The following is a 20,730-nucleotide window of genomic DNA, read 5'->3' as shown; positions in this document are numbered from 1 at the left end:
GTGGGCTCGCGGCGGCGCCGATGGCGCAGGGCGGACGTACGGGTCCGTCGTCAGGCCACGATCTCGACCGGCAGCGACGTGAAGCCGAGGATGAAGTTGGAATGCAGCCGGACCGGGGCGCCCGCGGTGCGCAGGTCCAGCCCGCTGTCGAGCAGCGCGGAGAACGCCTCGGTCAGCTCAGCGGTGCCGGCCGGAGCGCCGATGCACCGGTGGATGCCGCTGCCGAAGGAGAGATGCCGGTTGGGACTGCGGGTGATGTCGAAGCAGTCCGGGTCGGGGAACTGGTCGGCGTCCCGGTTCGCGGAGACGTTCCACAGCGTCACGATGTCCCCGCGGGCGATGTCCACGCCGCGGATCCTGGTGTCGCGCACCGCGACGCGCTGGACGTAGGCGTTGGTCGAGCTCCAGCGCAGGATCTCCTCCAGCGCCGAGGGCAGGAGCCCCGGCTCGGCCCGCAGTCGCCGCCAGGCGTCGGGATGCTCCAGCAGCGCGAGAACACCCGTGCAGGTGGTGTACGAGGAGGTCTCATTGCCGCCGACGGCGATGTTCATGCAGTTGTAGAGGATCTGCTCGTCGTCCAGAGGCCGGCCGTTGAGTTCGGCGCGCAGCAGCATGCCGATGGCGTCGTCCCGCTCGGCCGCGTCACGCCGCTCCTCCAGCAGCTCCGCGAAGTACTCGAAGATCTCGCTCTGGGCATGCGCAAGCCGGATCCGTTCGTCGCCGCTTTGGTCGCACAGGACCGGATCGCGGTAGCCGACCATGCGCCGGGTGAGGCCGACGATGTGCCGGGCGTCGTCGATTCCGACGCCGAACAGCGCCATCAGCGCCCCGATGGGCAGCAGCGGGGCGAAGTCGAGGGCGATGTCGCAGCCACCTGCCGCGCGCATCCGCTGGACGCCGTCACGGACCAGACGGCGAACCTGCTCCGTGACACGCTCGACCATGGCCGGGCCGAACGGCGGGTGCAGGGCGCGCCGCAGCAGGCGGTGCCGGGGCGGGTCGGAGGCTACGAGCATGTCCCCAGAGGCGGTGTCGCCGCCGGTGCGGAAGGAGCCGCCGAGGATGGCGCCGTGCGCCGAGCTGAAGGTGTCGTGGTCACGGTAGGCGGCCAGAACATCCTCGTACCGGGTGAGCGCCCAGAACCAGGCGCCGTCCGCGGAGGGGTTGCGGTACACCGGCGCCTCGACCCGCAGCCGGCGGAAGACCTCGTGGTGCCGGTCGGCGGCGAACGTCCCGACGTCGGTGAGGTCGACGGTCGTGATGGCGGGCATCGTCACACCGCCGCCCGCAGCCGGGGTTCCAGAATCCGGGCGACGTCGCGCAGCACCGTCTGCTCCAGGATGTCGCGGAAGTCCAGCAGGGCTCCGGTCTCCCGCTTGACCTTCTGACGCACCCGGAAGGCCAGCATCGAGTTGCCGCCCAGGGCGAAGAAGTCGTCGTTAGCGCCAACGTTCTCCACGGCGAGCAGCTCGGACCAGATGGCGGCTAGGATGCGCTCGCTCTCGGTGGCCGGCGGCTGGTGGTCGCGGCTGCGGGCCGTCTCGGCCGCCAGGATCTCCAGGAGCGCGGCGCGGTCACGCTTGCCGTTGTCGGTGGCGGGCATCTTCGGCAGGACCAGGATCTTGGCGGGGACCATGTGGTCCGGCAGGGTGTGCTCGGCGAAAACCCGTACAGCGTCCGGCAGCAGCGGGCCACGCCGTTCGACGAAGGCGACCAGGATGCGGTCCTGGCCGTCACCCACGGGCAGCACCGCGACCTCGCGCACCTGCGAATGCCTGGCCAGCAGACGCTCGACCTCGCCGGGCTCGACCCGGTAGCCGCGAATCTTGACCTGATGGTCGGCGCGTCCGACGAACTCCAGCTGGCCGTCGGAACGACGGCGTACCAGATCGCCGGTGGCGTACATGCGGCTGCCGTCCGCCTGGAAGGGATCGGGCAGGAACTTCTCGGCCGTCAGCGCCGGGTCCCCGTAGTAGCCACGGGCCACTCCGTGGCCGCCGACGAAGAGCTGACCGGTCTCACCGGCACCGACCGGGTGCAACGTCTCGTCCAGTACGTACAGACGGGCGCCCTCGACGGCCTGCCCGATGGGGACGCCGTCCGCGTCCTCGGCCAGCTCGCGCACCTCGAAGGCGGAGCATGCCGTCGTCGCCTCGGTCGGGCCGTAGAGGTTGAACAGCCGGCCGGTGAAGTCGCCGGACAGCAGCTCGCGACACGTGTCGGCGAGAATGGCGTCCCCGCCGGTGTGCAGGATCCGCAGCGGCGCGAACGCGTCCCGGTCCTCGCGAACCACGTGGTTGACGGCCATGGTCGGCACGAGCATCGCCGTCACCCGTAGCCGGCGCAGCGTGCGCTGCAGGTCGGAGGCGAGCAGGTCGGGCAGGGCCGGCAGGACGACGATCTCCGCGCCTTGGGCGAGAGAGCACCAGGTCTCGAAGTGGAAGGCGTCGAAGGACAGGCTGGAGATCTGGCCGACGCGGTCCTCGCCGGTCAGCTCCGGCAGGGCCGCGTTGCGAGCGAACCCGACAATGCCGCGGTGCTCCAGGACGGTCGCCTTGGGCCGGCCCGAGGAGCCGGAGGTGAACAGCACACAGGCCGCGTTGCGGGGTCCCACCGCCACGTCCGACCGGGGGACTGCGGCCGACGGGTCGAACCCGGGGAGGGGCAGGACGACATCCGCCGGGATCTCGGCGGCCCACTCGGGCTCGGCCAGCACCACCCGAGCGCCGCTGCCCTCGATCATCGTGTCGCGCCGGGCGCGGGGATAGCGTGGGTCGACCGCCACATAGGCGCCGCCCGCCTTCAAGACCCCGAGCATCGCGGCGAAGACGCCGGTACCGCGCCGAAGGCTGAGTGCCACCCGGTCCTCCGGGCGTACGCCAGCCTCGATCAGGGTGTGGGCCACGGCGTCGGAGTAGGTGTCGAGTTCGGCGTAGGTCAGGGCGGTGTCGTCGTCCCGCACCGCCGGCGCCCCAGGGTGCCGCTCCACCGCGTGGGCCCAGAGCTCGGTCAGGGTGCTTGCCGTCGGCGCCACCGGCTTGCTGTGCGTCATTGCGCTCCTTCCTCGGGGTGTGCGTGCCCGTGCCGTGAATCGCGGAGCGTCTCCAGCACGTGGCGGCGAGTCGTGGTGCTGGCCAGCAGGTCGTCGCGGGCCGTGTCGATGCGGACCGAGCGGGTGCCCCGGGCTCCGGGCCAGGCCGGGATCTCGTGCTGTTGCCGGGACAAGAAGTTGACGACCGTGCTGTCCCACGCCGGGTGATCGGTGCGGTAGGCCGCCACCAGGTAGGCCAGCCAGTCGAGGAAGCTGCCGACCAGCGGGGCAAGGGCGTCGTCACCGTCGTCCTCGCCCTCACCGGGCTCAGCCTGTTCGGCCAGCGAGCGCCGAATCTCCTCCGTCAGATGCTGTTCGGCGTGGCCGAGGAACCGGTCCGAGCGTTCCTGCAGCAGTGCCGTGTCCCACCAGGGCGGCAGCGTCGCCGCCGCTCCGACGGAGGTGAGCAGCTTGCAGTACTCGACCGCCACGGCGTCCGGCGTGGACAGCTCGCCGTCGAACAGCAGCACGCGAGGACAGCCGATCCGGGCGGCGGCCTCCTGGGCGAGCGGGGCGGCCATGCAGTAGCCCAGCACGGCGTGCACCTCGCCCGCGGGGACGGCGGCGGTGTCGAGGGCCTGGTGCGCGTACTGCGCGGCGGAGGCGGCCCACGGCAGCGGCGGGGTCATGAGCTGGCGCACGTCGTACCCGGCGTCGGCCAGCCGCAGGTCCGACACCCGGGCCTCCGGGCGGCGCCCGGGGTAGTCGAACACCAGCAACACCGGGGCGCTCATGCCGGGCCTCCCGCGATCGGCGCCAGACAGTGGCGCAGTTCGGCCACGACCGTTCCCGGCGACTCCTGAACGAAGAAATGGGAACCGGTCAGGACGCGGACGTGCGCGGCGGCTGTCGTCTCGGCTGTCCAGGGCAGCGGCTCCAGGGTGTCGTCGCTTCCGTACAGCGCCCAGATGTCGCAGGACAGTGGGTTGGCCGGGGCCTGGTAGGTGGCGAGGAGGTCGACGTCGGCGGCCAGGACCGGTGCGGTGAGGTCGACCAGCTCGGCCAGCAGCTCTGGCTCCATCGGCGAGACGGCCTGGAGCATCGCGGCCACCTCTCGCCGCAGTTGCTCGTGGTCGAGGGGCCTGCCGTCGTCCAGCGAGGCAGGCCCCGCAGGGGGCGGGCAGGCGGCCACGACCAGGGCATCGGCGGGAATGCGCTGTGCCACCAGTTGGGCAAGAAGTCCGCCCATGCTGTGGCCGAAGAGCACCAGGGGAACACCGGTGCCGTCCGCGCGGCGGGCGCGCAGTTCGGTGGCCATGTCGTCGGCGAGGCGGGCCATGTCCTTGGCGAAGGGCTGCCCGTAGCTCACCTCGCGGCCGGGCGGACAGGCCACGGTGAAGCGCCAGTTGGCCGGAAGTGCCTCCCGCCAGCCGCGGTAGCCGGCAGACCCGGACCCGGCGCACGGGAAGGCCACCAGGTCCACGGCTGCTTCCGGGCCCCCGGCAGATGTCCCGGCCGGGCGGGACAGGAGATTCTCGAACACGGTCACCGGGCCGTCTGAAGCGGCTGCACCCGGACGGCCAAGGCCCTCGCGGAAGGGGCGAGGAAGAGGTCCTGAATCGACAGGACCACCCCTTTCTTCCGCAGGTCCGACGTGCACAGCGCCGCCAGGAAGGACGATCCGCCGTGGTGGAAGAAATCGTCGTCCGGGCCGAGCTCCGCGGAGTCGAGTCGCCGCTGGAAAACATCGGTGATCTGCGGAATCAACACGTCGACCCCGATCTCGGAATCATTTCCGTCCGCCCGCGATCCGGGCTGAATTTCAGCAGGTCGAGACAAGGAAACCCCTAGTGGAAAAGGACTCGGATGGCGCCGCAAATTGCGGTCCGCCCATGGAGATCAACTGATGATGACGCGCAGAAAACCGCGGGGAACAACCAGTTCCCAAAGATTTATCGAGGGTCCTGTTATTCGTCAACGATGGTGATCAGCGTGAGGTCGAAGCGGGACTACCGTGGGTCGGCGGGCGGACGGCGCGGGTCGACGCGGAGTCGGTGTGGGCGCTCAACTGCCCACCGCATGCAGTCGAGCGGTCCCCGGCGTGCTGCTCAGCTCCTCCGCGAAGTCCTGACAGATCTGGGCGCAGTCCAGCAGCAGCTCGGCCAGCCGGGGCCGGCAGTGCCGAGGCAAGGCGGCGGCGATGCTGTCACGGTCGCGCGCGAACACTCCGCAGACGCTGAGCATGCGCAACAGCGAGCGCCCCTCCTCGCTCTGCCGCAGGGACGGGTCCCGTTGCAGAGCGTGCACCGCCCGGGCCAGCTCGTCCGCCTCCCTGAGGGGCCGCCCAGGAAGCACCGAGACGATACGCTGCGGTGCCGTCGTATGCTCCCGGCCCCTGCCGGAGCAGCCCACCGGGACGACGCTCTCGCCCCGGCGCATCCGGTCGCGCACATCCGCGACGGTCGCCGCCGAGATGCCGGCCTCACGGGCGATCTGCCGCATCGACGCACCTGGGTTCCGCTCCAGCAGCAGTTGGGCCCGCTCGCGACCCGCAGCCGCGTCCACCGGACGGATCCGCCCGTCCTTGCCCACCCGGCGGCCGTCCCGAGCACCAGCGCCGTTCCGGCGCAGGGTGGCCACCTTCGTGGCGGACAGCCCCGCCAGGGCGGCTACTGCGCGGTCCGACCAGTGCGGGTGGGACACGAAGATCCGCAACGCAGCGGCGATCCGGTCCTCCAGAGTCAGGGGACGTCCGTGCGTGATGTTCAGGGCGACCGCGAGCAGGGCCGCCTCCTGCTCGGTCCCGTCGAAGAACCGCACCGCGACAGTTGTGCGCCCCTTGTCCGTCGCGGCGCGCAGCCGGGCGATCCCGTCGATGACCCGCATCGTCGCGCGGTGCACCACCAGCGGGGGCAGTGAGTCCTCCACCTCGGCCAGGACCCGCACATGGGCTGGGTCCTCCCCCGCCAGCCGGGGGCTGTCCCCGACCACCAGGTGGGCCACGTTCACGTGGCCCACCTGTGGGGCCGCGAGGATATCGTCGCGCAGCCGGAACAGCCGCTGGGCGTCCGCGGCCCCGACGGGCGGAAGGTGACCAGAATTCATGTCCACTGCTCCTGTGGGCCGCAAGCGGATACGAGTCCCGGTCACTGCCATCCGGAGTCGCCGGGCGTGATCAGCGCGTGTGCGGTGGCACCGTCCGCCTTCACTTGGGCGTCGGCCGACGCCGCGTGGCCCTGACCGGCGAAGCCGAAGACGAGCGCGGCAGTAATGCCGGCCAGAGCCACGGCGATAGCGTTGACGAAGCGCATGATGTTTCCTCCTTGACACCGTTCAGTGATCCGTCGCCGACGATTCTGAACGGCCTCACAGCCCCACTGAAGAGGAATCGCGCCGGGCAAAGTGGCCATGGCCGAAGTGGCCACAAGGGTCCGCCGCGCGTGGTCGGGGCCGCTCTTCACAAGGGGTGCCGGTCCTCCGCGGCGGGTCCGATTTGATAGGCCCGGATGCTGATGATGGTCCAGTCCTCCCATCGCTCCCGCGCCGCGGCCGCATGCCAGGCCTGCGTCGCCACACTGGCGGCGTCGGCGGCCGACCGGGCGCGCGTGTACAGCGCGAGGACGGGATGAGGCCGGGCGTCGGGGTGAACAGTGGCGTGCTCGACACCATCCGCCTGAGCGACGGCGTGCGCCGCTGCGGCAGTCAGTGGCGCACCACTGGCATGGTTCAACTCGGTATGTACCAAATACATGAGAGCCTAGGCCTTGGGAGAGATAGAGGGCATTTCCTACGCAGATAAAGCTCCGAGTCCGCCTCCCTTCCCGCAGGTCAGGGCTTGTGGCCCGTAGTTAGACTGACGCTAGGTTCACCGGGGCAGCGGATATCGACCACTATTCCGCGAAACCGACCTGCCGGGAAACTGCTCAATGGGGGAAGGGCTCTTCTATGTCAGGCCAACTGGGTCTCGATCCCGTGCTGGAGGCCGTCTACCGCTCCATGTTGGCGCATCCGGACGACAGCGTCGTGGAAACTGCCGAGCGGCTGTCGATGCCGGTCGATACGGTCCGTGGGGCACTGGACACCCTGTCCGAACTGACCCTTGTGCGTGTCAGCGAGGAGATCGGTGCGCCATCGCGTGCCGTGAGTCCACCGCTCGCCATGCAGATCCTGCTGGCTCGTCAAGAGGCGGAGATCGCCGCGCAGCAGCAGCGTCTGGAGGCGACGCGAGCGGCCGCCGCCGAACTCATCGCTGACTACGCATACCTTCAGGACCTGGCACCGGGACTGGGCCTTCAGTACGTCGAAGGCGTCGAGGCCATCCGGGACCACCTGGAGATGCTCAACAGCCAGGTGCAGAACGAGTTCCTGACGTTCGCCCCGGGCGGTCCTCAGACTCCGGCGAACATGAAGGCGTCCCGGCCGCTGAACCTGCTCCTGCTCGAACGCGGAGTGCAGATGAGGACGGTCTACGTCGACAGCATACGCAGGGACACCGCGACCATGGATCACGCCCGTTGGCTGGAGGAACGCGGAGCCCGCATACGCACGGCCCCCAGCCTCCCAAACCGCATGATCATCATCGATCAGCGTGTCGCGCTGGTCGCTGCCAAGGCGGGAGACACTGCGGCCGGCGCCTACATCGTCAGCGGTCCCGGTCTGCTCACCATGCTGGTCACCTTGTTCGAGTGCGTGTGGGCGGACGCGTCCCCGCTGGGCGAGCCCCATCGGCCGACCCCGACCGGGCTGACCCGCGCCCAGGAGGAAGCGCTGCATCTCATGGCCCAGGGCCGCACCGATGAGAGCATCGCCAAGAACCTGGGCGTGTCCGTTCGTACCGCCCGCCGACTGACCAGCACCGTGATCTCCAGTCTGGACGCCCGCAGCCGCTTCCAGGCAGGGGTGCGCGCGGTGCAGCGAGGCTATCTGTCGCAAGACGAGGAGTGAGGGAACGCCAAGGCCGCACAACCGCGCGCGACGAGCACTTGAACTCGTCGCCCGCACCGTCGCCCCGATCATCACTTGGATAGCATCCCATCACACTTTGAACTTGCCCGGACGGATAGCTGGAGCCGCCCAGCCGGTCGCGCGGTACGCGTCGGCAGGTCCCGCGCCTGTTCCGCCCTGAAGGCAGCCGGACGGCGAGATCCGCAACTGCGGGCCGTCGAGATCGACGCCGTCGCCGACTGCCTGACCGGCTGGCCGAAGGGGTCACTGCTGATCGTCCGCAAGGAACGCACCTGGCTCGGGTGGCTTGACTTGGGGTATGGCAGAAGCCGCCTTAAATGACTGCTCCTTCGACCGGGCCGGAGTTCCAGTCGGTGGTCGATCCGGTGGTCACCGCGGCGAGGTCGCCGTGCAGGCCAGCGTCGAAGCTGCTGATGCAAGGCAGGGGAGTCACCGAAAGCGGTGACTCCCCATCCGCTCATACGTCAATGCGCATCCGGGGCTTGCATGTCAGCAGCTCCGGACGCGATCTTCGTTGGTACAGCAGGTTGAACAGTCTGCCGAGGTCGCACGAGTGCCGTGACAGTAGAAGCCAGGGTGGGAGCCGCCGCTGCCACGAAGCACATGGACAGAGGAACCTGCCCCAGGAGAAGGCCCGCAGTCGTGGTCCCACCCGAATTACCTGCGTTGAAAGCGCTGTTGACCCACGTGCCAGCCTGGATGCGCGTCTTCTCCGTGGCGCACTCATCCGCGACAAGATAGGCCGTCGACAAGGCCGGCGCGACGAATAGACCGATGCACCCGACCACGATGGTCAGCACGTAGAGACTGGAGATGGTCCCTGCAGCTGCCAGCACCATAGACAGGGCGAAAGCCAGCAGAAGTAGGCGTTGCCTGCTGGGCAGACGCCACTTGCGAGACCCGTATGCCATGCCCCCGATGGCGCTGCCCACTGAGAGAGCAGCTTGAATCCATGCCACGGCCGCGACGTGGTGGTGCTTTTCTGTGAAAGCCACCACCAGTAGTTCCAGGGCGCCCAATGCCATGCCGACTCCCCCGGCCACAACGACTGGGGCCAGCAGCTCAACCCAGCCGCGCGCTTCCTCACCTGTCGGAGGCCCCTGGTCTGAGCTGGTCTCGGGGCTGTGGTCAGCGGCGCCGTCGGCGCTTGTCGGCTCTGTATCCGGCTCGTCCGTTGAAGCTTCGGAAACCTGGCTCCTCAGGAGAGGAGAGGCGACCAGCGCGAGCGTGCCGGTCAGGACCAGGACGGCACTGAAGCCCACGCCAAGAGCCGGATTACCGAAAGCGATGAACAGCCCAGCCACCATGGGACCGAACACGTACAGCAGCTCCTCCACAACGGTGTCCAGGGTGAAGGCACGCTGCCGTAGTTGCTCGTCAGGCATCAGGTCACTCCACAGGGCCCGCATCACCGGCCCGAGCGGAGGTGCGCAGGCGCCCGCCGAGAGCGTCAGGACCAGCAGTGTCCAAGGCGATGTACCCGAACCCCAGGTTGCAACTGCCAGTGTCGCGAGCAAGGCCCCATAGACAGTCGCCATGACCGGCAGAACCTGCCGTGGTCCTCGCCGGTCGAGCAGTCGGGCACGCAGTGGCGCCAGGAAAGAAGAGCTGAGCCCGAAACACGCTACGGCTGTTCCCGCCCAAGCGTAAGAGCCGGCCGTCTGGCTGAGTGCCACCACCAGAGACAGAAAGACGATGCCATATGAGAAGCGGCCGGCTGTGGCTGCAGCGAAGGTCCGCAGCGCATATGGCTGACGCAGCACCGTAGAATACGAAGGATTCCCTGAAAGGGAAGACATGTGACGTTCCTCATCGAACGTGGCGCGCGTACGCGCGCCAAAGGCAGGTCAAAGACAGCAGGGCCTTGATCCGCACTAAGGCGGAGGCAGTCTTTGATCTACGCACGAAGGAGGAACATGCCTGTAAGCCTAGCAGCACCCACAGGGTCGGCCCCGACGACGGCGTGGCGGACGAAGGCCCAACTGCTCCAGAGCGCTGCGGAACTCTTCGCCGAACGCGGGTTCCCCACCGTGACGCTGCAGGACGTGGCCGACCGCACAGGGATGGCCAGGGGCGCGGTCTACTTCCATTACAAGGAACAAGGAGGCACTGGCCGCCATCGTCGTGCGGGAGCACTACGGCCTCTGGCCGACGCTTCTGGAAGAGGTCGCTGCCCAGGTACTGACGCCTCCCCAGACGTTCTTCGCCACCCCTCGACCCGGTGGCGCAGGCGTTCAGTAGCGACATCATGATCCGGGCCGGTGCGCGCCTGCAGATCGAGCGGTCACTGATCGCCGCCGGCCTCATCACCCGCGCGCAGGCCGCCGAAGAGGTGCCCAGCGACATCGCCCCGGCCACTCTGGCCAGGGGTGTGTGGGCGCATTCTTCGGCGTTCAGCACGTGTCCGATGTCCTGTACGAGCGAGTGGACTTCGCCGCCCACTACGCCGAACTGCGCGACTTCCTCCGTCGACAAGCCCAGCCACCGCCCCGGCCGCGTCGCCGTCGAGGCTCTCCAGCAGATCGACGACAGCCTCCCGCGCGGCTACCTGGCAGGCGACCGCGCCTACAACGACCAGAAGCCGGAGAACTTCCAGCTCCCCATCCGCGCCACGAGCTACGAACCTGTCTACGACTACGCGAAGGGCCAGCTCGGCGTCCAGGCCGGCTTCGCCGGCGCCGAACTCGTCGAGGGCAACTGGTACTGCCCGTCCATGCCCGAGGAGCTCAAGGAAGCCACCAAGGACCTGATCAACGAGAAGATCGACAAGCAGACCTGGATCAACCGCATCCGCGCCCGAGCGGCCTACCTCTTCATGCCCAAGCAGCGGCCCGACGCCGAAGGTCACCGCCGCGTGATGCGCCCTGCCGAGGCCAACCGGACCCAGTGCCCCCTCAAGGCCTACACCCTCGGCCGCGGCATCCACCTGCCCCTCGTCGACCCCACTCCCAGTCCCGCGGGGCAATCGGAGCCGCCCAGGCGCCACCGCAACACCGCCTGGCCAGAGCCATGACGGTGTGCAAGAGGTGATCGCCCTGGCTACGCCATCCACAGTTCCGCGGCAGGGCCGGAGTCGCTGAGTCTGTCCGTCGCCTGTAAGGCGGACAGGAATTGCCGGGCCGCCGGCCCATCGCGCGGGGAGTGCGGGGCCGGGCGGCACCGGTCGGCGGTCAGGCCCCCGGGTGCAGTCCGAGCCAGCCGGGGCTCGGGTCACCCTTGACCTCGCCGAAGTACAGGGCGAAGGTCTGCTTCCAGCGCTCGATCGCCGCGCGGTCGGCCATGAAGCGCGGGAAGCCGTCGAGGTTGCCGTTGGGATACTCCCAGACGGGCTTCAGCCCGGTCGGCGGGGTGACGTCGGTGCGGACCGACCAGCCGTTGGTGGCGGCCTTCTGCTGCTCGACGGAGAGCCGCCAGTTCAGGTACAGCTTGGCGGCGGTGGGGTTCTTGGCCTGCTTGAGGATGGCGGCCCGCTGTCCCCAGGACATGAACGGCGCCTCCTCGGGCAGCACCCACTTGACCGGCCCGGTGGACAGCGGCGCGCCGGAGCCGCCGATGCCGATGGCCTTCTGGCCGCTGGTGACGGCCGCGCTCGGGGTGTAGCTGCCGCGGGCGAACTGAAGGTCCTGGGTGGCCAGTCGAGCGAGCCAGTCCCACCCGTACTTCTCCACGTAGAGGGTGTAGAGGTAGAGGACCGCGTCGTCGTCGTGCGGGTAGGAGGAGGCGATCTGCCCCTTCCAGCGGGCGTCGGCCAGGTCGAGCGGACCGCTGGGGATGTCGGAGCCGACCGCGGCGGGACCGTACATGTAGCTGAAGGCACTGACCTGGACGGCGACCCACGCGCCGTGCGGGTCCTTGAAGGGAGCGTAGAGCTTGGAGAAACCGGCTGGCTTGTAGGCGAGCAGGCGGCCCTGCTCCTTCCAGCGCACGAAGTCCTGAACGGTCTGGAGCTGTACGACGTCGGGTATCAGGGTGTCGGTCGCGAACTGGTTGTCGACGCGGACGTCGTGGTACTTGCTGTAGTCGACGGCCACTGTCAGGTCGATGCCCGGGAACCGGTCCTTGAAGCCGTTGCGGATTCCGTCCGCCTGGCTGGAGATGTCACCACCGGCGTAGAGCACGAGCTTTCCGCCCTCCGCGAGGGCTGCCTGGTAGAGCTCGTCAAGAGTCCGCTTCTCCTCGCCGCCGCCCGTCGCCACGCGCCCCGCAGAGGCTTGGCCGGTGGCGGCCTGAGCGGGGGTGACGGAGGCGCTGGCGACACCGAGACCGAGAGCGGCGCCCGCTCCGGTGGCAAGCAGGCGGCGTCGGCTGGGAAGGCTGGTCATGGTGGGGGGAGCCTCTCTGTCCGTTCTGTTCTGTTCTCTTGCGTTTCGGTTGTCTGTGTGGTGCGGCTGGACCACGGCGGCGGAGCAGCACGGCGCCCGGGTACGGCACGGGTGCCGTGCTGCTGCTGTGGGGTCAGAACATGGTGTTGTCGTTGGCGCTCTTCTCGGGCACCTCCTGGATCACGTCCCAGTGCTCGACGATCTTTCCGTCGGCGACGCGCCAGAAGTCCGCGACGGCCATGCCCCGGTCGCCGGGCTTGAGGTGCAGGTTGCTGTGGGTGACCACCAAGTCCCCTTCAGCGATCACGCGCTTGATGTCCAGGCGCAGGTCGGGGAACTGCCCGCGCAGCCAGTGCACATAGCCGACGAAGGCACCCGGGCCGTCCTGCGCCTCGGGGTTGTGCTGGGTGTAGCTCTCGCCGAGGTGCGCGGTGGCGGCCGCCTCGGGCTGGTAGTCGTTGAACGCCTGCTCGTAGAAGGCGGTCACGAGTGCCTTGTTCTCCGCAGCGGCCATCTCTGTCTCCTGCCTCTCGGTGGGTGCGGTACGACTCAGTCGGCCATGGCGTCGCGGACGAGTGCGGTGTCGACGAACTGTTCGAAGCGGACGATGAGTCCGCCGCGTACGACGAAGTGGTGGGCGACGCGGGCGTCGATCGGCTTGCCGGTGGCCTTGTTGGTCGCGGTGTAGCGGGCGAGGACGACGACGTTCTCGCCGTCGACGACGTAGGTGTCGTCGTGGGCGGTCCAGCCGTCCCACTCCTTGCCGAGCTGCTCCATGACGTTCGAGGTGACGCCGTCGGGCGTGCGGTAGGTCCCGGCCAGCGGGAAGCCGGCCATCTCGGTCCATTCCACGTCGGGGGCGAGGGTGGCGCGCAGGGCGTCCAGGTCACCGGCGGCCGAGGCGAGGTACTGGCGGCGGACGACGTCGGCGGGCGCGGTGGAGGTGGCGAACTCGCTCATGGTCAGCCCCACTTCATCTCGCCCTTGGCGACCTTCGAGCCGATCTGGGCGGCGATCAGCATGCCGTGGTCGGGGAAGCGGTTGACGAGGGCGTCGTTCAGCGCGGCGCCGTCGGCGGCCTTGCCGAGCTCCTCCTCGAAGGCGAGCAGGTAGTCACGGGTGGCGCTGATGGCGGAGGTGTCGGCCGCGGTGCCGGGGAGGCGGTGGCCGGGGACGACCAGGTGCGGGTCGAGGGCGGCCATCTCGTCGAGCAGGTCGATCCAGGCGGCGCGGTCGCCGGGGGTGGGGGTGTCGGCGACCCAGACGTGCTCCTGCTGGAAGAGCAGGACACCGCCGAGCAGGGCGCGGGACTCGGCCTGCCAGAGGTAGTGGCGGTCGGGCAGGCCGGCCGGGCCTCCCTTGAGCTCGAAGCGGTGGCCCTCCAGGGTGAGGTCGCCGGTGAGCGGGGTCAGGTCGACCAGGCGGGTGGGCAGGTTCGGGCCGAGCGCGGCCCAGGCCTTGAGCTTGCCCTCGTACGAGTGGGCGATGTGCTCGATGACGATCGGGGTGGCGACGAAGACGGCCTCGGGGAAGGCGTCGGCGATGACCTCGGCGCCGAAGTAGAAGTCGGGGTCGCCGTGGGAGACGAAGACGGTGGTCAGCGTCTTGCCGGAGTCGAGGATCTCGGCGGCCAGACGGTGGCCGTCGGCGCGGGTGAAGGCCGCGTCCACCAGCAGGGCCTCGCTCTCGCCGGTGACGAGGGCGGCCGTCTTGTTCCTGGATCCGGCCGGGAAGTCGAGATCGAGGACTTTGAAGGAGAGAGTGCTCATGCGTGCTTCCTCGGGTGAAGGGTGATGATCGGGGAAATCGCCTCGCGGCAAGGTGTACGACGTGAACCGGGTCGAGGCGGGCAGCCCGTGTCGAGCAGGGGTTCAGCCTTGGGTGCCCGGCTGGTCGAACGGGTGGAGGCTGAGGACGTGGGGTCGGACGAGTTGGCGCCGTGTGAATCGCCGATGTAGAGGCTGAGGCGGGCCTTGCAACGGTCGAGGGCAGCTCCGTCGCTCATGAACGGGCCGAGGCCGGGCGGGTTCATGGTGGCGTGGTCGAAGATGCCCTTGCGGCCGGCGGGCGGGGCGACGCCCGTGCGGGCGCTCCAGGTGCCGATTGCGTGCTCCTGCACGTCCTTGGAGAGCAGCCGGCTCAGGTACGGCTGACGGCGGGCTGGTACGGAGCGTTCTTGAGGCGGGACGCCGGTCTGCGGCCAGGCCGCCCAGGGGGACGTGCGGGACAGGGTGAGCGTCGGGAGACCGCTGGCGCTGTCGCCGCTGCCGAAGTCCGCCACGTGGTCGCCGGTTCCCACCGGGTCGGCGGAATCCCGGGTGCCCCGCACGAACCTCGGGTGCTGGGCGAGCGGCTTCTTCAGGTAGTCGAAGCGGTAAGTGCCGGTGAGCGCCTTGATCTGCGGGTGGACCGTCTTCCAGCCGACCGGTGTGCAGTACCGGCAGGCCGCCGAGCACCACGTGGTCGACAGCTCCCGCAACCGGGCCTCCTCGCTTGAGCCGGTCCGCTCGGCGGTGGAGGAGGTGACGGCGTCCGCCGAAGTGGGTGGCGCAGACAGGCCGGACGCGAGGACGCCGCCCGTGGGGGCCACGGCGCCGAAGGCGGCCAGGACGCGCTTTCCCATGGGGCGGACTCCACATCTGCGGGGTGGACACGGCGAAGTATCTGCCGACGCAGACAATATATCTGTCTCAGCAGATATTGCAACGGCAGATTCTTCCGCTCATGCTCTTCTGTCATCCTTGAGGAGTGAACGAGCAGCTGCTGAACGACGACGACGTGACACTCTTCGGTCTCTTCGTGGAGGCCCACAGCCGTATCAAGCCCCTGGTGAACCGCGATCTCGATATACCGCACGCCTGGTTCGAAGTGCTGCTGCGACTGGGCCGCACCCCCGGCCACCAGCTCCGCATGACGGACCTGGCAGAGGCCGTGTCCTTCAGCTCGGGCGGCTTCACCCGGCTCGCCGACCGCATGGAAAAGGAAGGACTCATCCGCCGCGACCCCGATCCTGCCGACCGACGAGCCGCACTCGCCGTACTGACCGACAAGGGCGGTCAGGCGCTCGACCACGCACTGACCGCCCACGTCTCCCAACTGCGCAACCACCTCTCCGGACCACTCTCAGCCCAGGATCTCCGCCACCTTGAGCGCATCCTGCGCACGCTCCGCGACGCGAACGCGTAAGTTCCTGTCCTTGATGTCGGTCAGCCCGCATCGACTCCGAGTTCGATCACCGGTCCCACCAGGGCAAGAGCCTGATCGACGACCTCGTCCAGGCTTTCGCTGCCGTCGCTGTCCACCCAGCGGCGCAGGGCGGCTTGGAAGGCCGTCAGGGCGACGCCGGCAGCGACGGCAGGACGCAGGTCGACGTCCGGGTCCAGTCCGGCCCGCAGGGCGAGGATGCCGGTCATCTCGGCCTGCCACTGGGACTGCCGCTCCAGGAAGCGGGCCAGAAGGGCCGGGGTGTCGAGGATCAGCCTGCTCACGCGCAGCATCTTGGCCGGATTGCCGACGCTCATCGAGGTGAACACCGACAGGGCACGACGCAACGCCACCGCGGGCGGCTCGTCGGCGGGCCGGGCGTTCAGCTCCGCGCACAACTTCACGCCGGCTTCCGCCAGCATGTGCACGATCACGTCTTCCTTGGAATCGAAGTAGCGCGAGAACGTACGGCGTGACATTCCCACGGCGGCCACGATCTGGTCGACCGTCGTCTCTTCGAATCCCTGGTCGGCCAGCAGCTTGACCGCTGCCTCCGCCAGTTCGCTGCGCACGAGCAGACGCTTGCGCTCCGCCATGTTGGCCGCCGGGGCCGTCTTCGCATCTCCCACGACACCGATGCTAGTCCGAGCCAGATGGGTCCCTCCAGGCCATCATTGACTCACTGTGCCATTGACGGCAGTCTGGGTCTCATGTCAGACAGCAAATGGACCGCATCCCGCATCCCCGACCTGACGGGCCGGACCTTCGTCGTCACCGGAGCCAACAGCGGCCTCGGCCTGGCCACCACCCGCCACCTGGCGCGGCACGGTGCGCACGTCGTCATGGCCGTACGCAACGAGGCCAAGGGCCGCCGGGCCGCCGCCGGCATCCGCGCCGCCGACCCCGACGCAAGCCTTGAGATGCGCCATCTCGACCTCGCCGATCTGGACTCGGTCAAGGCGTTCGCCGCCCGCGCGCACGACGACGCCCTGCAGGTCGACGTCCTGATCAACAACGCGGGTGTCATGACGCCACCCCGAACGCTGAGCCCCCAGGGCCACGAGTCACAGTTCGCCGGTAACCACCTCGGCCACTTCGCCCTCACCGGCCTGCTCATGGACCTGCTGCGGCAGGGGCGTGACCCGCGTGTGGTGACCGTCAGCTCGATCGGGCATCACGGCGGGCAGATCCACTTCGACGACCTCTCCGGCGCCCGGAAGTACCAGCGCGTGAAGTACTACGACCAGTCGAAGTTCGCCAACGTCCTTTTCGGCCTGGAACTCGACCGCAGGCTCCGCGCGGCCGACAGCCCGGTACGCAGCCTGCTCGCCCACCCCGGGATCACAGCCACCAACCTCCAGCAAACTGGCCCGACCGGCCTGTTCCGGGTGGGAGGCGCCCTCGTCAACCGGCTGTTCGCCCAGGACGTCGAGATCGGCACGCTCCCCCAACTGCGCGCCGCGACGGCACCGGACGTCGAGGGCGGGCAGTTCTTCGGCCCCGACGGATGGAAGGAGTTGCGCGGACATCCCACGATCGTCCGCCCCGACCCTGCCGCGGAGGACCCTGACACCGCACGCCGTCTGTGGGTGCTGTCCGAGGAGCTGACCGGTGTGGTCTACTCACCCGCCCCTTCGGCATGACCCAAGGCCCATCTTCGGCCCGCATACAGCGGCAGCGGTGGGGGAGTGCGCTGAGGAGTGCGTGCTGCCGCGCCTCGGCCTCACGGCTCCGAACGGTGATGAGACTCTGAAAATCGGCCAGAGCTGCTTCTCTTCCTCACTTGTTCCGGTTTCGGACGGTGTGGGGAGGGTGGGGAGTATGAGACATGCTTGAGGGGCCGCCGACCGTCAGGTCGGCGGCCCCTGGCCTCGGTTACGCGCTGGGCCGACGCTGCGAACGGCATCCGGGCACTTGGCTGGCGCGCCGGCTCCGATCCGACAACTGGAGCGGCATGGCCCAGACGTTCCTGACGCGTCACGGCGGAACCGCCGTGCTCACCGTCAGGTTCGTCGGAGTCATCCGGGCCTTCCTGCCCTTCGCCGCCGGAGCGTCCGGCACGCCGTACCGCCCCTTCTTCTTCTACAGCGCGGCACGCATCGCTGGTCTGGGGCACCGGTAACGTGCTCCTCGGCTACTTCGTCGGCACGGCGGCGACCAGGGTCCTGCACTCGGCGGGGCTGATCGGCGCCGCCGTGCTTGCCGCCGTTGCTGTGGCGCTGTTCTGCGTTGTGTGGGCCCACAAGCGCCGTCGCGGCCGAGTGCAGGCGGCGAGTGCCGTGGTGGCGTCGGGCGGGGTTCCTCGAACCTCCGAACAGCGGCCAATGCGCGTCGTCACGTATTCCGAGGAGAAGTAGTCCATGGGACGCGCCGGGCAGCGCATGGAAACCGGCAGCCGGCTCGCCCACCCCGAGAACTTTCCTGCGGGACCTGCACTGACCGCGCGGCACCGACGTAGGCACGGGTCGCCCGCACCCTCGACAGACCCACGCCGCCGCACACCAAAGGCGTCGGATTCGGCGCCGACGCTGGTGATCGCCGACGTCCCGCCCGTCTCCCCCGGTATCCCAGCGGCCGCGCATGTCAGCACCCGGCGCGAACTCGGCGAGAACGGCAATGAGGCTTCTCAGCACCGCGGAGCGAGGTCGGACGGGTCGACCGGGGCACTGGCGGGCGGCGGAGCAGCCGCCTCGACGCTCTCACGGGCGCTGTATGCCGTCGAAGGCCAGACCGGTGTGGAGTTGGTGGCGACGATCAGCCGCCCGTCACGCCCTCGGCCCGGGCCCCCATTCGCAGGCCCGGGCAGCGGTTCGAACCACTTCGGCGTTTCCGGTCAGGCCGTCCACCGCCACCCCGTCCTGCGTGGACGGCGGCGAACTGCCTGACCGCCGGCGAAGTCCGACGGCGCGTCAGAGCACGCCGGTCCAGACCAGCTTGGCGCCCGAGTCGCCGGCCAGGTACGAGTAGACGAGATTGAGGCCGGAGAGGCCCACCACGACGACCACGAGCGCCGCAGGCGCCCAGCGTGGCATACGGGCTCCGCGCTTCGATCGAACCTGCAGCAACAACAGAATGGTCGTTATACCGAGTCCCAGACTGAGAAGCTGCAACGTGTCGGCGTAGTCCGCGTGTTGCGCCACCTTGTGAAGCACGCTGCTCGGGTAGTGCTTCTCGGTGACCACCTCCTGCAGGCTTTCGCCGGACTCCCGGGCGACGATCGCCATGAGAGGAGTCACCACCGCGAGCACCCACACCACCCAGCCCAACTGGGGGCGGAACCGGGGCAGCATGGCGTATCCAGCAGCGCCCAGCGCCAGCAACGGGATGAGCACTACCGCCGCGTGCACCGCAAGCGGGTGCAGGGGGAGACCCATGAATTCTTTGAACACTGCTCGCTCTCGTTCCCTAGTGCGTGAATGCCGGCTCGGCCGTGGTCGACTCGTGCCAGCCCTCTGACGAGTCAGCCGACATGCGGACGAACGGCGGCCGTCTGCTCCACACCGGTCCCCAGCTGGACCGTGGCGACGGTGACGGCGCCGTTGGCCTGGTTGCCCGGCGAGACGCCTCGAATGGCCATGGGACCGGCCACCGCCGTGGTGACGAGGGTGTTCAGCAGGGTCTGCCGAGCGAGGCGCCCGGCTGTCGGGGGCGGCTCCCGGTGCGCCGGGCGCGCCGGCGTCATGGTTGCCGAGGCGGACAGTGCGGTGTTCGCCATCGGCACGTGCATCCGGCCCGGACCGAAGCCGCTGTTGACCCCGGTGAAGAGGACCTGGCCGACGGTCCGCTCGCTCTCGGCATGTGGCCCAAGATGCATCAGATGACACAGTGTGTCAATGTTGGCCCGACGTGATCTATCTAGACGATGCGTCGGGCATCCGCGCTGCACCCGGCGCCGACAGCCGGTCGCCGAGCGGTCAGGACCGGGCTGCTGGTGCCGCGGCGCGAGCCCGGTGCGCGCGGATCTCGTCGTGGTGGTCGGCGGCCCAGCCGATCAGGGAGGTCACGATCTCGTGCAGGCCGCGGCCCAGCGGGGTGAGGGAGTACTCGACGCGCGGCGGAACCTCCGCGTATGCGGTGCGGGTGATCAGACCGTCCTCGTGGAGCTGACGGAGCGTGAGGGTGAGCATCCGCTGGGAGATTCCGGGGACCTGGCGCTGCAGGTCGGTGTAGCGCAGCGGGCCGGACTCCACGACCGCGATGAGCAGCAGGCTCCACTTGTCGCCGACTCGGTCGAGGACCTGCCGGATGAACTCCATGTGCTCGGCGGGGATGCGGGCGCATGGCCCCACTGCCGCCGCGCCGCCCGAACTGCCGGTGACCTCCATGACGCACATTCCTCTCCGGCACACACACCGATGTGCCTTTTGTATCGACTTCCATACTGGCCCATCATGGCGCTACGAACAAAACGTAGGAATCACAGCGCAGGCATGGGAGGCGCGTCATGAAGATCGAGGTCTGGGCCGAGGTCACCTGCCCCTGGTGCGGACTGGGCAGCCACCGAGTGGACCGGGCTGTGGAGCGGTTCGAGCACGGCGACGAGGTGGAGGTCGTCCACCACTCGTTCCCGCTGAGCGGTTCCTTCCCCGTGGGTGAGACGTTCAGCGTCCGTGACGCGCTGCTGCGCCGGCACGGCATGGGCGGCTCCCGGGCCGAGGCGTCCACGCGCCGGATCGAGGCGCTGGCCGAGGCCGAGGGACTCCGCCCCTACAAGGTGCTGGACAACCTGGTCGGCAACACCGACCTGGCGCACGAGTTCCTCGCCCACGCCTCCGCCGAGGGCAAGAACCGCGAAGCCTGGGACACGATCTTCCGCGCCTACTTCGGCCAGGCCCGCCCCGTCTTCAGCATGGACGACCTGCTCGACCTGGGCCAGGAGATCGGCCTGGACCGCGAGGGCACCCGCCGGGCGCTCACCGAGCACCGCTACCAGCGCCACGTCCGCGACGATGCCGCCCGCGCCCAGCGCCTGGGCGCCACCGGCGCGCCCTTCATCGTCATCGACGGCAGGTACGGCATCCCCGGAGCGCAGGACAGCGACGGCCTTCTCGACGTGCTGCGCACGGCCTGGGACGAGTCCCACCCGCTCACCCTGACGACCGACGGCGACGCTGCGGTCTGCGGCCCCGACGGCTGCGCCGTACCAGCCCACAGCTGACCTCCACCGTTCACCCCCCACTTCTTACTGCTCCGCCCTGACCGCCCCAC

26 protein-coding genes are annotated in these 20,730 nt (G+C 69.2%); 8 read left to right on the top strand and 18 right to left on the bottom strand.

All coding sequences use genetic code 11. The features are described from left to right. Positions 1-50: 50 nt before the first annotated feature. The 8 genes from AB0G52_RS03900 to AB0G52_RS03865 all read right to left on the bottom strand — a co-directional run bounded on the left by AB0G52_RS03900 (position 51) and on the right by AB0G52_RS03865 (position 6,782). Complete coding sequence (locus AB0G52_RS03900; protein WP_207921684.1) at positions 51-1,271, bottom strand: cytochrome P450; 1,221 nt, start codon at positions 1,269-1,271, stop codon at positions 51-53. A gap of 2 nt (positions 1,272-1,273) precedes the next feature. After that, the gene (locus AB0G52_RS03895; protein WP_132888416.1) at positions 1,274-3,052 is read right to left on the bottom strand and encodes a non-ribosomal peptide synthetase; all 1,779 of its coding nucleotides are present in this window, start codon (positions 3,050-3,052) and stop codon (positions 1,274-1,276) included. After that, complete coding sequence (locus AB0G52_RS03890) at positions 3,049-3,825, bottom strand: hypothetical protein (protein WP_132888415.1); 777 nt, start codon at positions 3,823-3,825, stop codon at positions 3,049-3,051. The genes AB0G52_RS03895 and AB0G52_RS03890 overlap by 4 nt, the downstream gene beginning before the upstream one ends. After that, complete coding sequence (locus tag AB0G52_RS03885; protein ID WP_165939321.1) at positions 3,822-4,580, bottom strand: alpha/beta fold hydrolase; 759 nt, start codon at positions 4,578-4,580, stop codon at positions 3,822-3,824. Before AB0G52_RS03885 ends, AB0G52_RS03890 begins: the two co-directional genes overlap by 4 nt. Further along, positions 4,577-4,870, bottom strand: coding sequence for a phosphopantetheine-binding protein (locus tag AB0G52_RS03880; protein ID WP_165939320.1), 294 nt, complete (start codon positions 4,868-4,870; stop codon positions 4,577-4,579). Before AB0G52_RS03880 ends, AB0G52_RS03885 begins: the two co-directional genes overlap by 4 nt. A gap of 225 nt (positions 4,871-5,095) precedes the next feature. Continuing rightward, positions 5,096-6,136, bottom strand: a complete 1,041-nt coding sequence (locus tag AB0G52_RS03875; RefSeq protein ID WP_165939319.1) for a ParB N-terminal domain-containing protein — start codon at positions 6,134-6,136, stop codon at positions 5,096-5,098. A 41-nt stretch (positions 6,137-6,177) separates the two neighbouring features. Beyond that, positions 6,178-6,342, bottom strand: coding sequence for a hypothetical protein (locus AB0G52_RS03870; RefSeq protein WP_361333384.1), 165 nt, complete (start codon positions 6,340-6,342; stop codon positions 6,178-6,180). Positions 6,343-6,488: 146 nt separating this feature from the next. After that, a complete protein-coding gene (locus tag AB0G52_RS03865; protein ID WP_132888411.1) occupies positions 6,489-6,782 on the bottom strand; it encodes a hypothetical protein in 294 nt (97 codons plus the stop codon). A 194-nt stretch (positions 6,783-6,976) separates the two neighbouring features. Between AB0G52_RS03865 and AB0G52_RS03860 the strand changes: the two genes are divergently transcribed. After that, positions 6,977-7,975, top strand: a complete 999-nt coding sequence (locus AB0G52_RS03860) for a helix-turn-helix transcriptional regulator (protein ID WP_132888410.1) — start codon at positions 6,977-6,979, stop codon at positions 7,973-7,975. Between the two features lie 485 nt (positions 7,976-8,460). On the opposite strand, the gene AB0G52_RS03855 is transcribed toward AB0G52_RS03860, so the two are convergent. Further along, positions 8,461-9,795, bottom strand: a complete 1,335-nt coding sequence (locus AB0G52_RS03855) for an MFS transporter (protein ID WP_361333381.1) — start codon at positions 9,793-9,795, stop codon at positions 8,461-8,463. Between the two features lie 117 nt (positions 9,796-9,912). On the opposite strand from AB0G52_RS03855, the gene AB0G52_RS03850 reads away from it, so the two are divergent. Together AB0G52_RS03850 and AB0G52_RS03845 are read left to right on the top strand one after the other, a co-directional pair. After that, complete coding sequence (locus AB0G52_RS03850) at positions 9,913-10,248, top strand: TetR family transcriptional regulator (RefSeq protein ID WP_361333690.1); 336 nt, start codon at positions 9,913-9,915, stop codon at positions 10,246-10,248. Then, complete coding sequence (locus tag AB0G52_RS03845) at positions 10,245-11,009, top strand: hypothetical protein (protein ID WP_361333378.1); 765 nt, start codon at positions 10,245-10,247, stop codon at positions 11,007-11,009. Before AB0G52_RS03850 ends, AB0G52_RS03845 begins: the two co-directional genes overlap by 4 nt. 157 nt (positions 11,010-11,166) lie before the next feature. Here AB0G52_RS03845 and AB0G52_RS03840 read toward each other — a convergent pair whose 3' ends face one another. The 5 genes from AB0G52_RS03840 to AB0G52_RS03820 all read right to left on the bottom strand — a co-directional run bounded on the left by AB0G52_RS03840 (position 11,167) and on the right by AB0G52_RS03820 (position 14,941). Next, positions 11,167-12,318 carry an ABC transporter substrate-binding protein gene (locus AB0G52_RS03840; RefSeq protein ID WP_361333375.1) on the bottom strand — a complete coding sequence of 384 codons (1,152 nt, stop codon included), beginning with the start codon at positions 12,316-12,318 and terminating at the stop codon, positions 11,167-11,169. A 133-nt stretch (positions 12,319-12,451) separates the two neighbouring features. Then, complete coding sequence (locus tag AB0G52_RS03835) at positions 12,452-12,832, bottom strand: nuclear transport factor 2 family protein (protein ID WP_361333372.1); 381 nt, start codon at positions 12,830-12,832, stop codon at positions 12,452-12,454. A 35-nt stretch (positions 12,833-12,867) separates the two neighbouring features. Beyond that, positions 12,868-13,278 (bottom strand): nuclear transport factor 2 family protein, encoded by a 411-nt coding sequence (locus AB0G52_RS03830; protein ID WP_361333369.1) that lies wholly within the window; start codon positions 13,276-13,278, stop codon positions 12,868-12,870. 2 nt (positions 13,279-13,280) lie between these two features. Next, positions 13,281-14,087, bottom strand: a complete 807-nt coding sequence (locus AB0G52_RS03825) for an MBL fold metallo-hydrolase (RefSeq protein ID WP_361333366.1) — start codon at positions 14,085-14,087, stop codon at positions 13,281-13,283. Beyond that, positions 14,084-14,941 (bottom strand): hypothetical protein, encoded by an 858-nt coding sequence (locus AB0G52_RS03820; protein WP_361333363.1) that lies wholly within the window; start codon positions 14,939-14,941, stop codon positions 14,084-14,086. Before AB0G52_RS03820 ends, AB0G52_RS03825 begins: the two co-directional genes overlap by 4 nt. Positions 14,942-15,066: 125 nt before the next feature. On the opposite strand from AB0G52_RS03820, the gene AB0G52_RS03815 reads away from it, so the two are divergent. After that, positions 15,067-15,504: a MarR family transcriptional regulator gene (locus AB0G52_RS03815; RefSeq protein ID WP_361333360.1), complete on the top strand. Its 438-nt coding sequence runs from the start codon at positions 15,067-15,069 to the stop codon at positions 15,502-15,504. 20 nt (positions 15,505-15,524) lie between these two features. Here the strand turns inward: AB0G52_RS03815 and AB0G52_RS03810 are convergent, their stop codons facing one another. Continuing rightward, entirely contained in the window at positions 15,525-16,118 is a 594-nt protein-coding gene (locus tag AB0G52_RS03810) for a TetR family transcriptional regulator (protein WP_132888402.1), read from the bottom strand. Between the two features lie 114 nt (positions 16,119-16,232). Here AB0G52_RS03810 and AB0G52_RS03805 point away from each other — a divergent pair, with 114 nt between their 5' ends. The 3 genes from AB0G52_RS03805 (at position 16,233) to AB0G52_RS03795 (ending at position 17,879) form a co-directional block, all read left to right on the top strand. Beyond that, positions 16,233-17,165, top strand: coding sequence for an oxidoreductase (locus AB0G52_RS03805; RefSeq protein ID WP_132888401.1), 933 nt, complete (start codon positions 16,233-16,235; stop codon positions 17,163-17,165). Positions 17,166-17,350: 185 nt separating this feature from the next. Continuing rightward, a complete protein-coding gene (locus AB0G52_RS03800) occupies positions 17,351-17,644 on the top strand; it encodes a VTT domain-containing protein (RefSeq protein WP_361333357.1) in 294 nt (97 codons plus the stop codon). A 1-nt stretch (position 17,645) separates the two neighbouring features. Continuing rightward, positions 17,646-17,879, top strand: coding sequence for a hypothetical protein (locus AB0G52_RS03795; RefSeq protein WP_361333355.1), 234 nt, complete (start codon positions 17,646-17,648; stop codon positions 17,877-17,879). A 552-nt stretch (positions 17,880-18,431) separates the two neighbouring features. On the opposite strand, the gene AB0G52_RS03790 is transcribed toward AB0G52_RS03795, so the two are convergent. The 3 genes from AB0G52_RS03790 to AB0G52_RS03780 all read right to left on the bottom strand — a co-directional run bounded on the left by AB0G52_RS03790 (position 18,432) and on the right by AB0G52_RS03780 (position 19,847). Next, positions 18,432-18,896, bottom strand: a complete 465-nt coding sequence (locus AB0G52_RS03790; protein WP_207921682.1) for a DUF2231 domain-containing protein — start codon at positions 18,894-18,896, stop codon at positions 18,432-18,434. Between the two features lie 86 nt (positions 18,897-18,982). Then, entirely contained in the window at positions 18,983-19,336 is a 354-nt protein-coding gene (locus tag AB0G52_RS03785; protein ID WP_132888399.1) for a hypothetical protein, read from the bottom strand. Between the two features lie 100 nt (positions 19,337-19,436). Then, on the bottom strand, positions 19,437-19,847 hold the full coding sequence (locus tag AB0G52_RS03780; protein ID WP_132888398.1) for a helix-turn-helix domain-containing protein: 411 nt from the start codon (positions 19,845-19,847) through the stop codon (positions 19,437-19,439). 119 nt (positions 19,848-19,966) lie between these two features. On the opposite strand from AB0G52_RS03780, the gene AB0G52_RS03775 reads away from it, so the two are divergent. After that, on the top strand, positions 19,967-20,680 hold the full coding sequence (locus AB0G52_RS03775) for a DsbA family oxidoreductase (RefSeq protein ID WP_132888397.1): 714 nt from the start codon (positions 19,967-19,969) through the stop codon (positions 20,678-20,680). The last annotated feature ends 50 nt before the right edge of the window (positions 20,681-20,730 follow it).

This window comes from Streptomyces sp. NPDC021562 (assembly GCF_040640875.1).
Taxonomy (GTDB): Bacteria; Actinomycetota; Actinomycetes; order Streptomycetales; family Streptomycetaceae; genus Streptomyces.
The sequence above is the reverse complement of the archived record's forward strand: the minus strand, read 5'-3'. Positions and strand labels throughout refer to the sequence as shown.

What these genes read in the sequence shown, in the direction of transcription:
- AB0G52_RS03900 (WP_207921684.1), bottom strand. Translation starts at nt 1,271, where the DNA reads ATGCCCGCCATCACGACCGTCGACCTCACCGACGTCGGGACGTTCGCC.
- AB0G52_RS03895 (WP_132888416.1), bottom strand. Translation starts at nt 3,052, where the DNA reads ATGACGCACAGCAAGCCGGTGGCGCCGACGGCAAGCACCCTGACCGAG.
- AB0G52_RS03890 (WP_132888415.1), bottom strand. Translation starts at nt 3,825, where the DNA reads ATGAGCGCCCCGGTGTTGCTGGTGTTCGACTACCCCGGGCGCCGCCCG.
- AB0G52_RS03875 (WP_165939319.1), bottom strand. Translation starts at nt 6,136, where the DNA reads ATGAATTCTGGTCACCTTCCGCCCGTCGGGGCCGCGGACGCCCAGCGG.
- AB0G52_RS03870 (WP_361333384.1), bottom strand. Translation starts at nt 6,342, where the DNA reads ATGCGCTTCGTCAACGCTATCGCCGTGGCTCTGGCCGGCATTACTGCC.
- AB0G52_RS03865 (WP_132888411.1), bottom strand. Translation starts at nt 6,782, where the DNA reads ATGTATTTGGTACATACCGAGTTGAACCATGCCAGTGGTGCGCCACTG.
- AB0G52_RS03860 (WP_132888410.1), top strand. Translation starts at nt 6,977, where the DNA reads ATGTCAGGCCAACTGGGTCTCGATCCCGTGCTGGAGGCCGTCTACCGC.
- AB0G52_RS03855 (WP_361333381.1), bottom strand. Translation starts at nt 9,795, where the DNA reads ATGTCTTCCCTTTCAGGGAATCCTTCGTATTCTACGGTGCTGCGTCAG.
- AB0G52_RS03850 (WP_361333690.1), top strand. Translation starts at nt 9,913, where the DNA reads ATGCCTGTAAGCCTAGCAGCACCCACAGGGTCGGCCCCGACGACGGCG.
- AB0G52_RS03845 (WP_361333378.1), top strand. Translation starts at nt 10,245, where the DNA reads ATGATCCGGGCCGGTGCGCGCCTGCAGATCGAGCGGTCACTGATCGCC.
- AB0G52_RS03840 (WP_361333375.1), bottom strand. Translation starts at nt 12,318, where the DNA reads ATGACCAGCCTTCCCAGCCGACGCCGCCTGCTTGCCACCGGAGCGGGC.
- AB0G52_RS03835 (WP_361333372.1), bottom strand. Translation starts at nt 12,832, where the DNA reads ATGGCCGCTGCGGAGAACAAGGCACTCGTGACCGCCTTCTACGAGCAG.
- AB0G52_RS03830 (WP_361333369.1), bottom strand. Translation starts at nt 13,278, where the DNA reads ATGAGCGAGTTCGCCACCTCCACCGCGCCCGCCGACGTCGTCCGCCGC.
- AB0G52_RS03825 (WP_361333366.1), bottom strand. Translation starts at nt 14,087, where the DNA reads ATGAGCACTCTCTCCTTCAAAGTCCTCGATCTCGACTTCCCGGCCGGA.
- AB0G52_RS03820 (WP_361333363.1), bottom strand. Translation starts at nt 14,941, where the DNA reads ATGGGAAAGCGCGTCCTGGCCGCCTTCGGCGCCGTGGCCCCCACGGGC.
- AB0G52_RS03810 (WP_132888402.1), bottom strand. Translation starts at nt 16,118, where the DNA reads ATGGCGGAGCGCAAGCGTCTGCTCGTGCGCAGCGAACTGGCGGAGGCA.
- AB0G52_RS03805 (WP_132888401.1), top strand. Translation starts at nt 16,233, where the DNA reads ATGTCAGACAGCAAATGGACCGCATCCCGCATCCCCGACCTGACGGGC.
- AB0G52_RS03800 (WP_361333357.1), top strand. Translation starts at nt 17,351, where the DNA reads ATGCTTGAGGGGCCGCCGACCGTCAGGTCGGCGGCCCCTGGCCTCGGT.
- AB0G52_RS03790 (WP_207921682.1), bottom strand. Translation starts at nt 18,896, where the DNA reads ATGGGTCTCCCCCTGCACCCGCTTGCGGTGCACGCGGCGGTAGTGCTC.
- AB0G52_RS03785 (WP_132888399.1), bottom strand. Translation starts at nt 19,336, where the DNA reads ATGCATCTTGGGCCACATGCCGAGAGCGAGCGGACCGTCGGCCAGGTC.
- AB0G52_RS03780 (WP_132888398.1), bottom strand. Translation starts at nt 19,847, where the DNA reads ATGGAGGTCACCGGCAGTTCGGGCGGCGCGGCGGCAGTGGGGCCATGC.
- AB0G52_RS03775 (WP_132888397.1), top strand. Translation starts at nt 19,967, where the DNA reads ATGAAGATCGAGGTCTGGGCCGAGGTCACCTGCCCCTGGTGCGGACTG.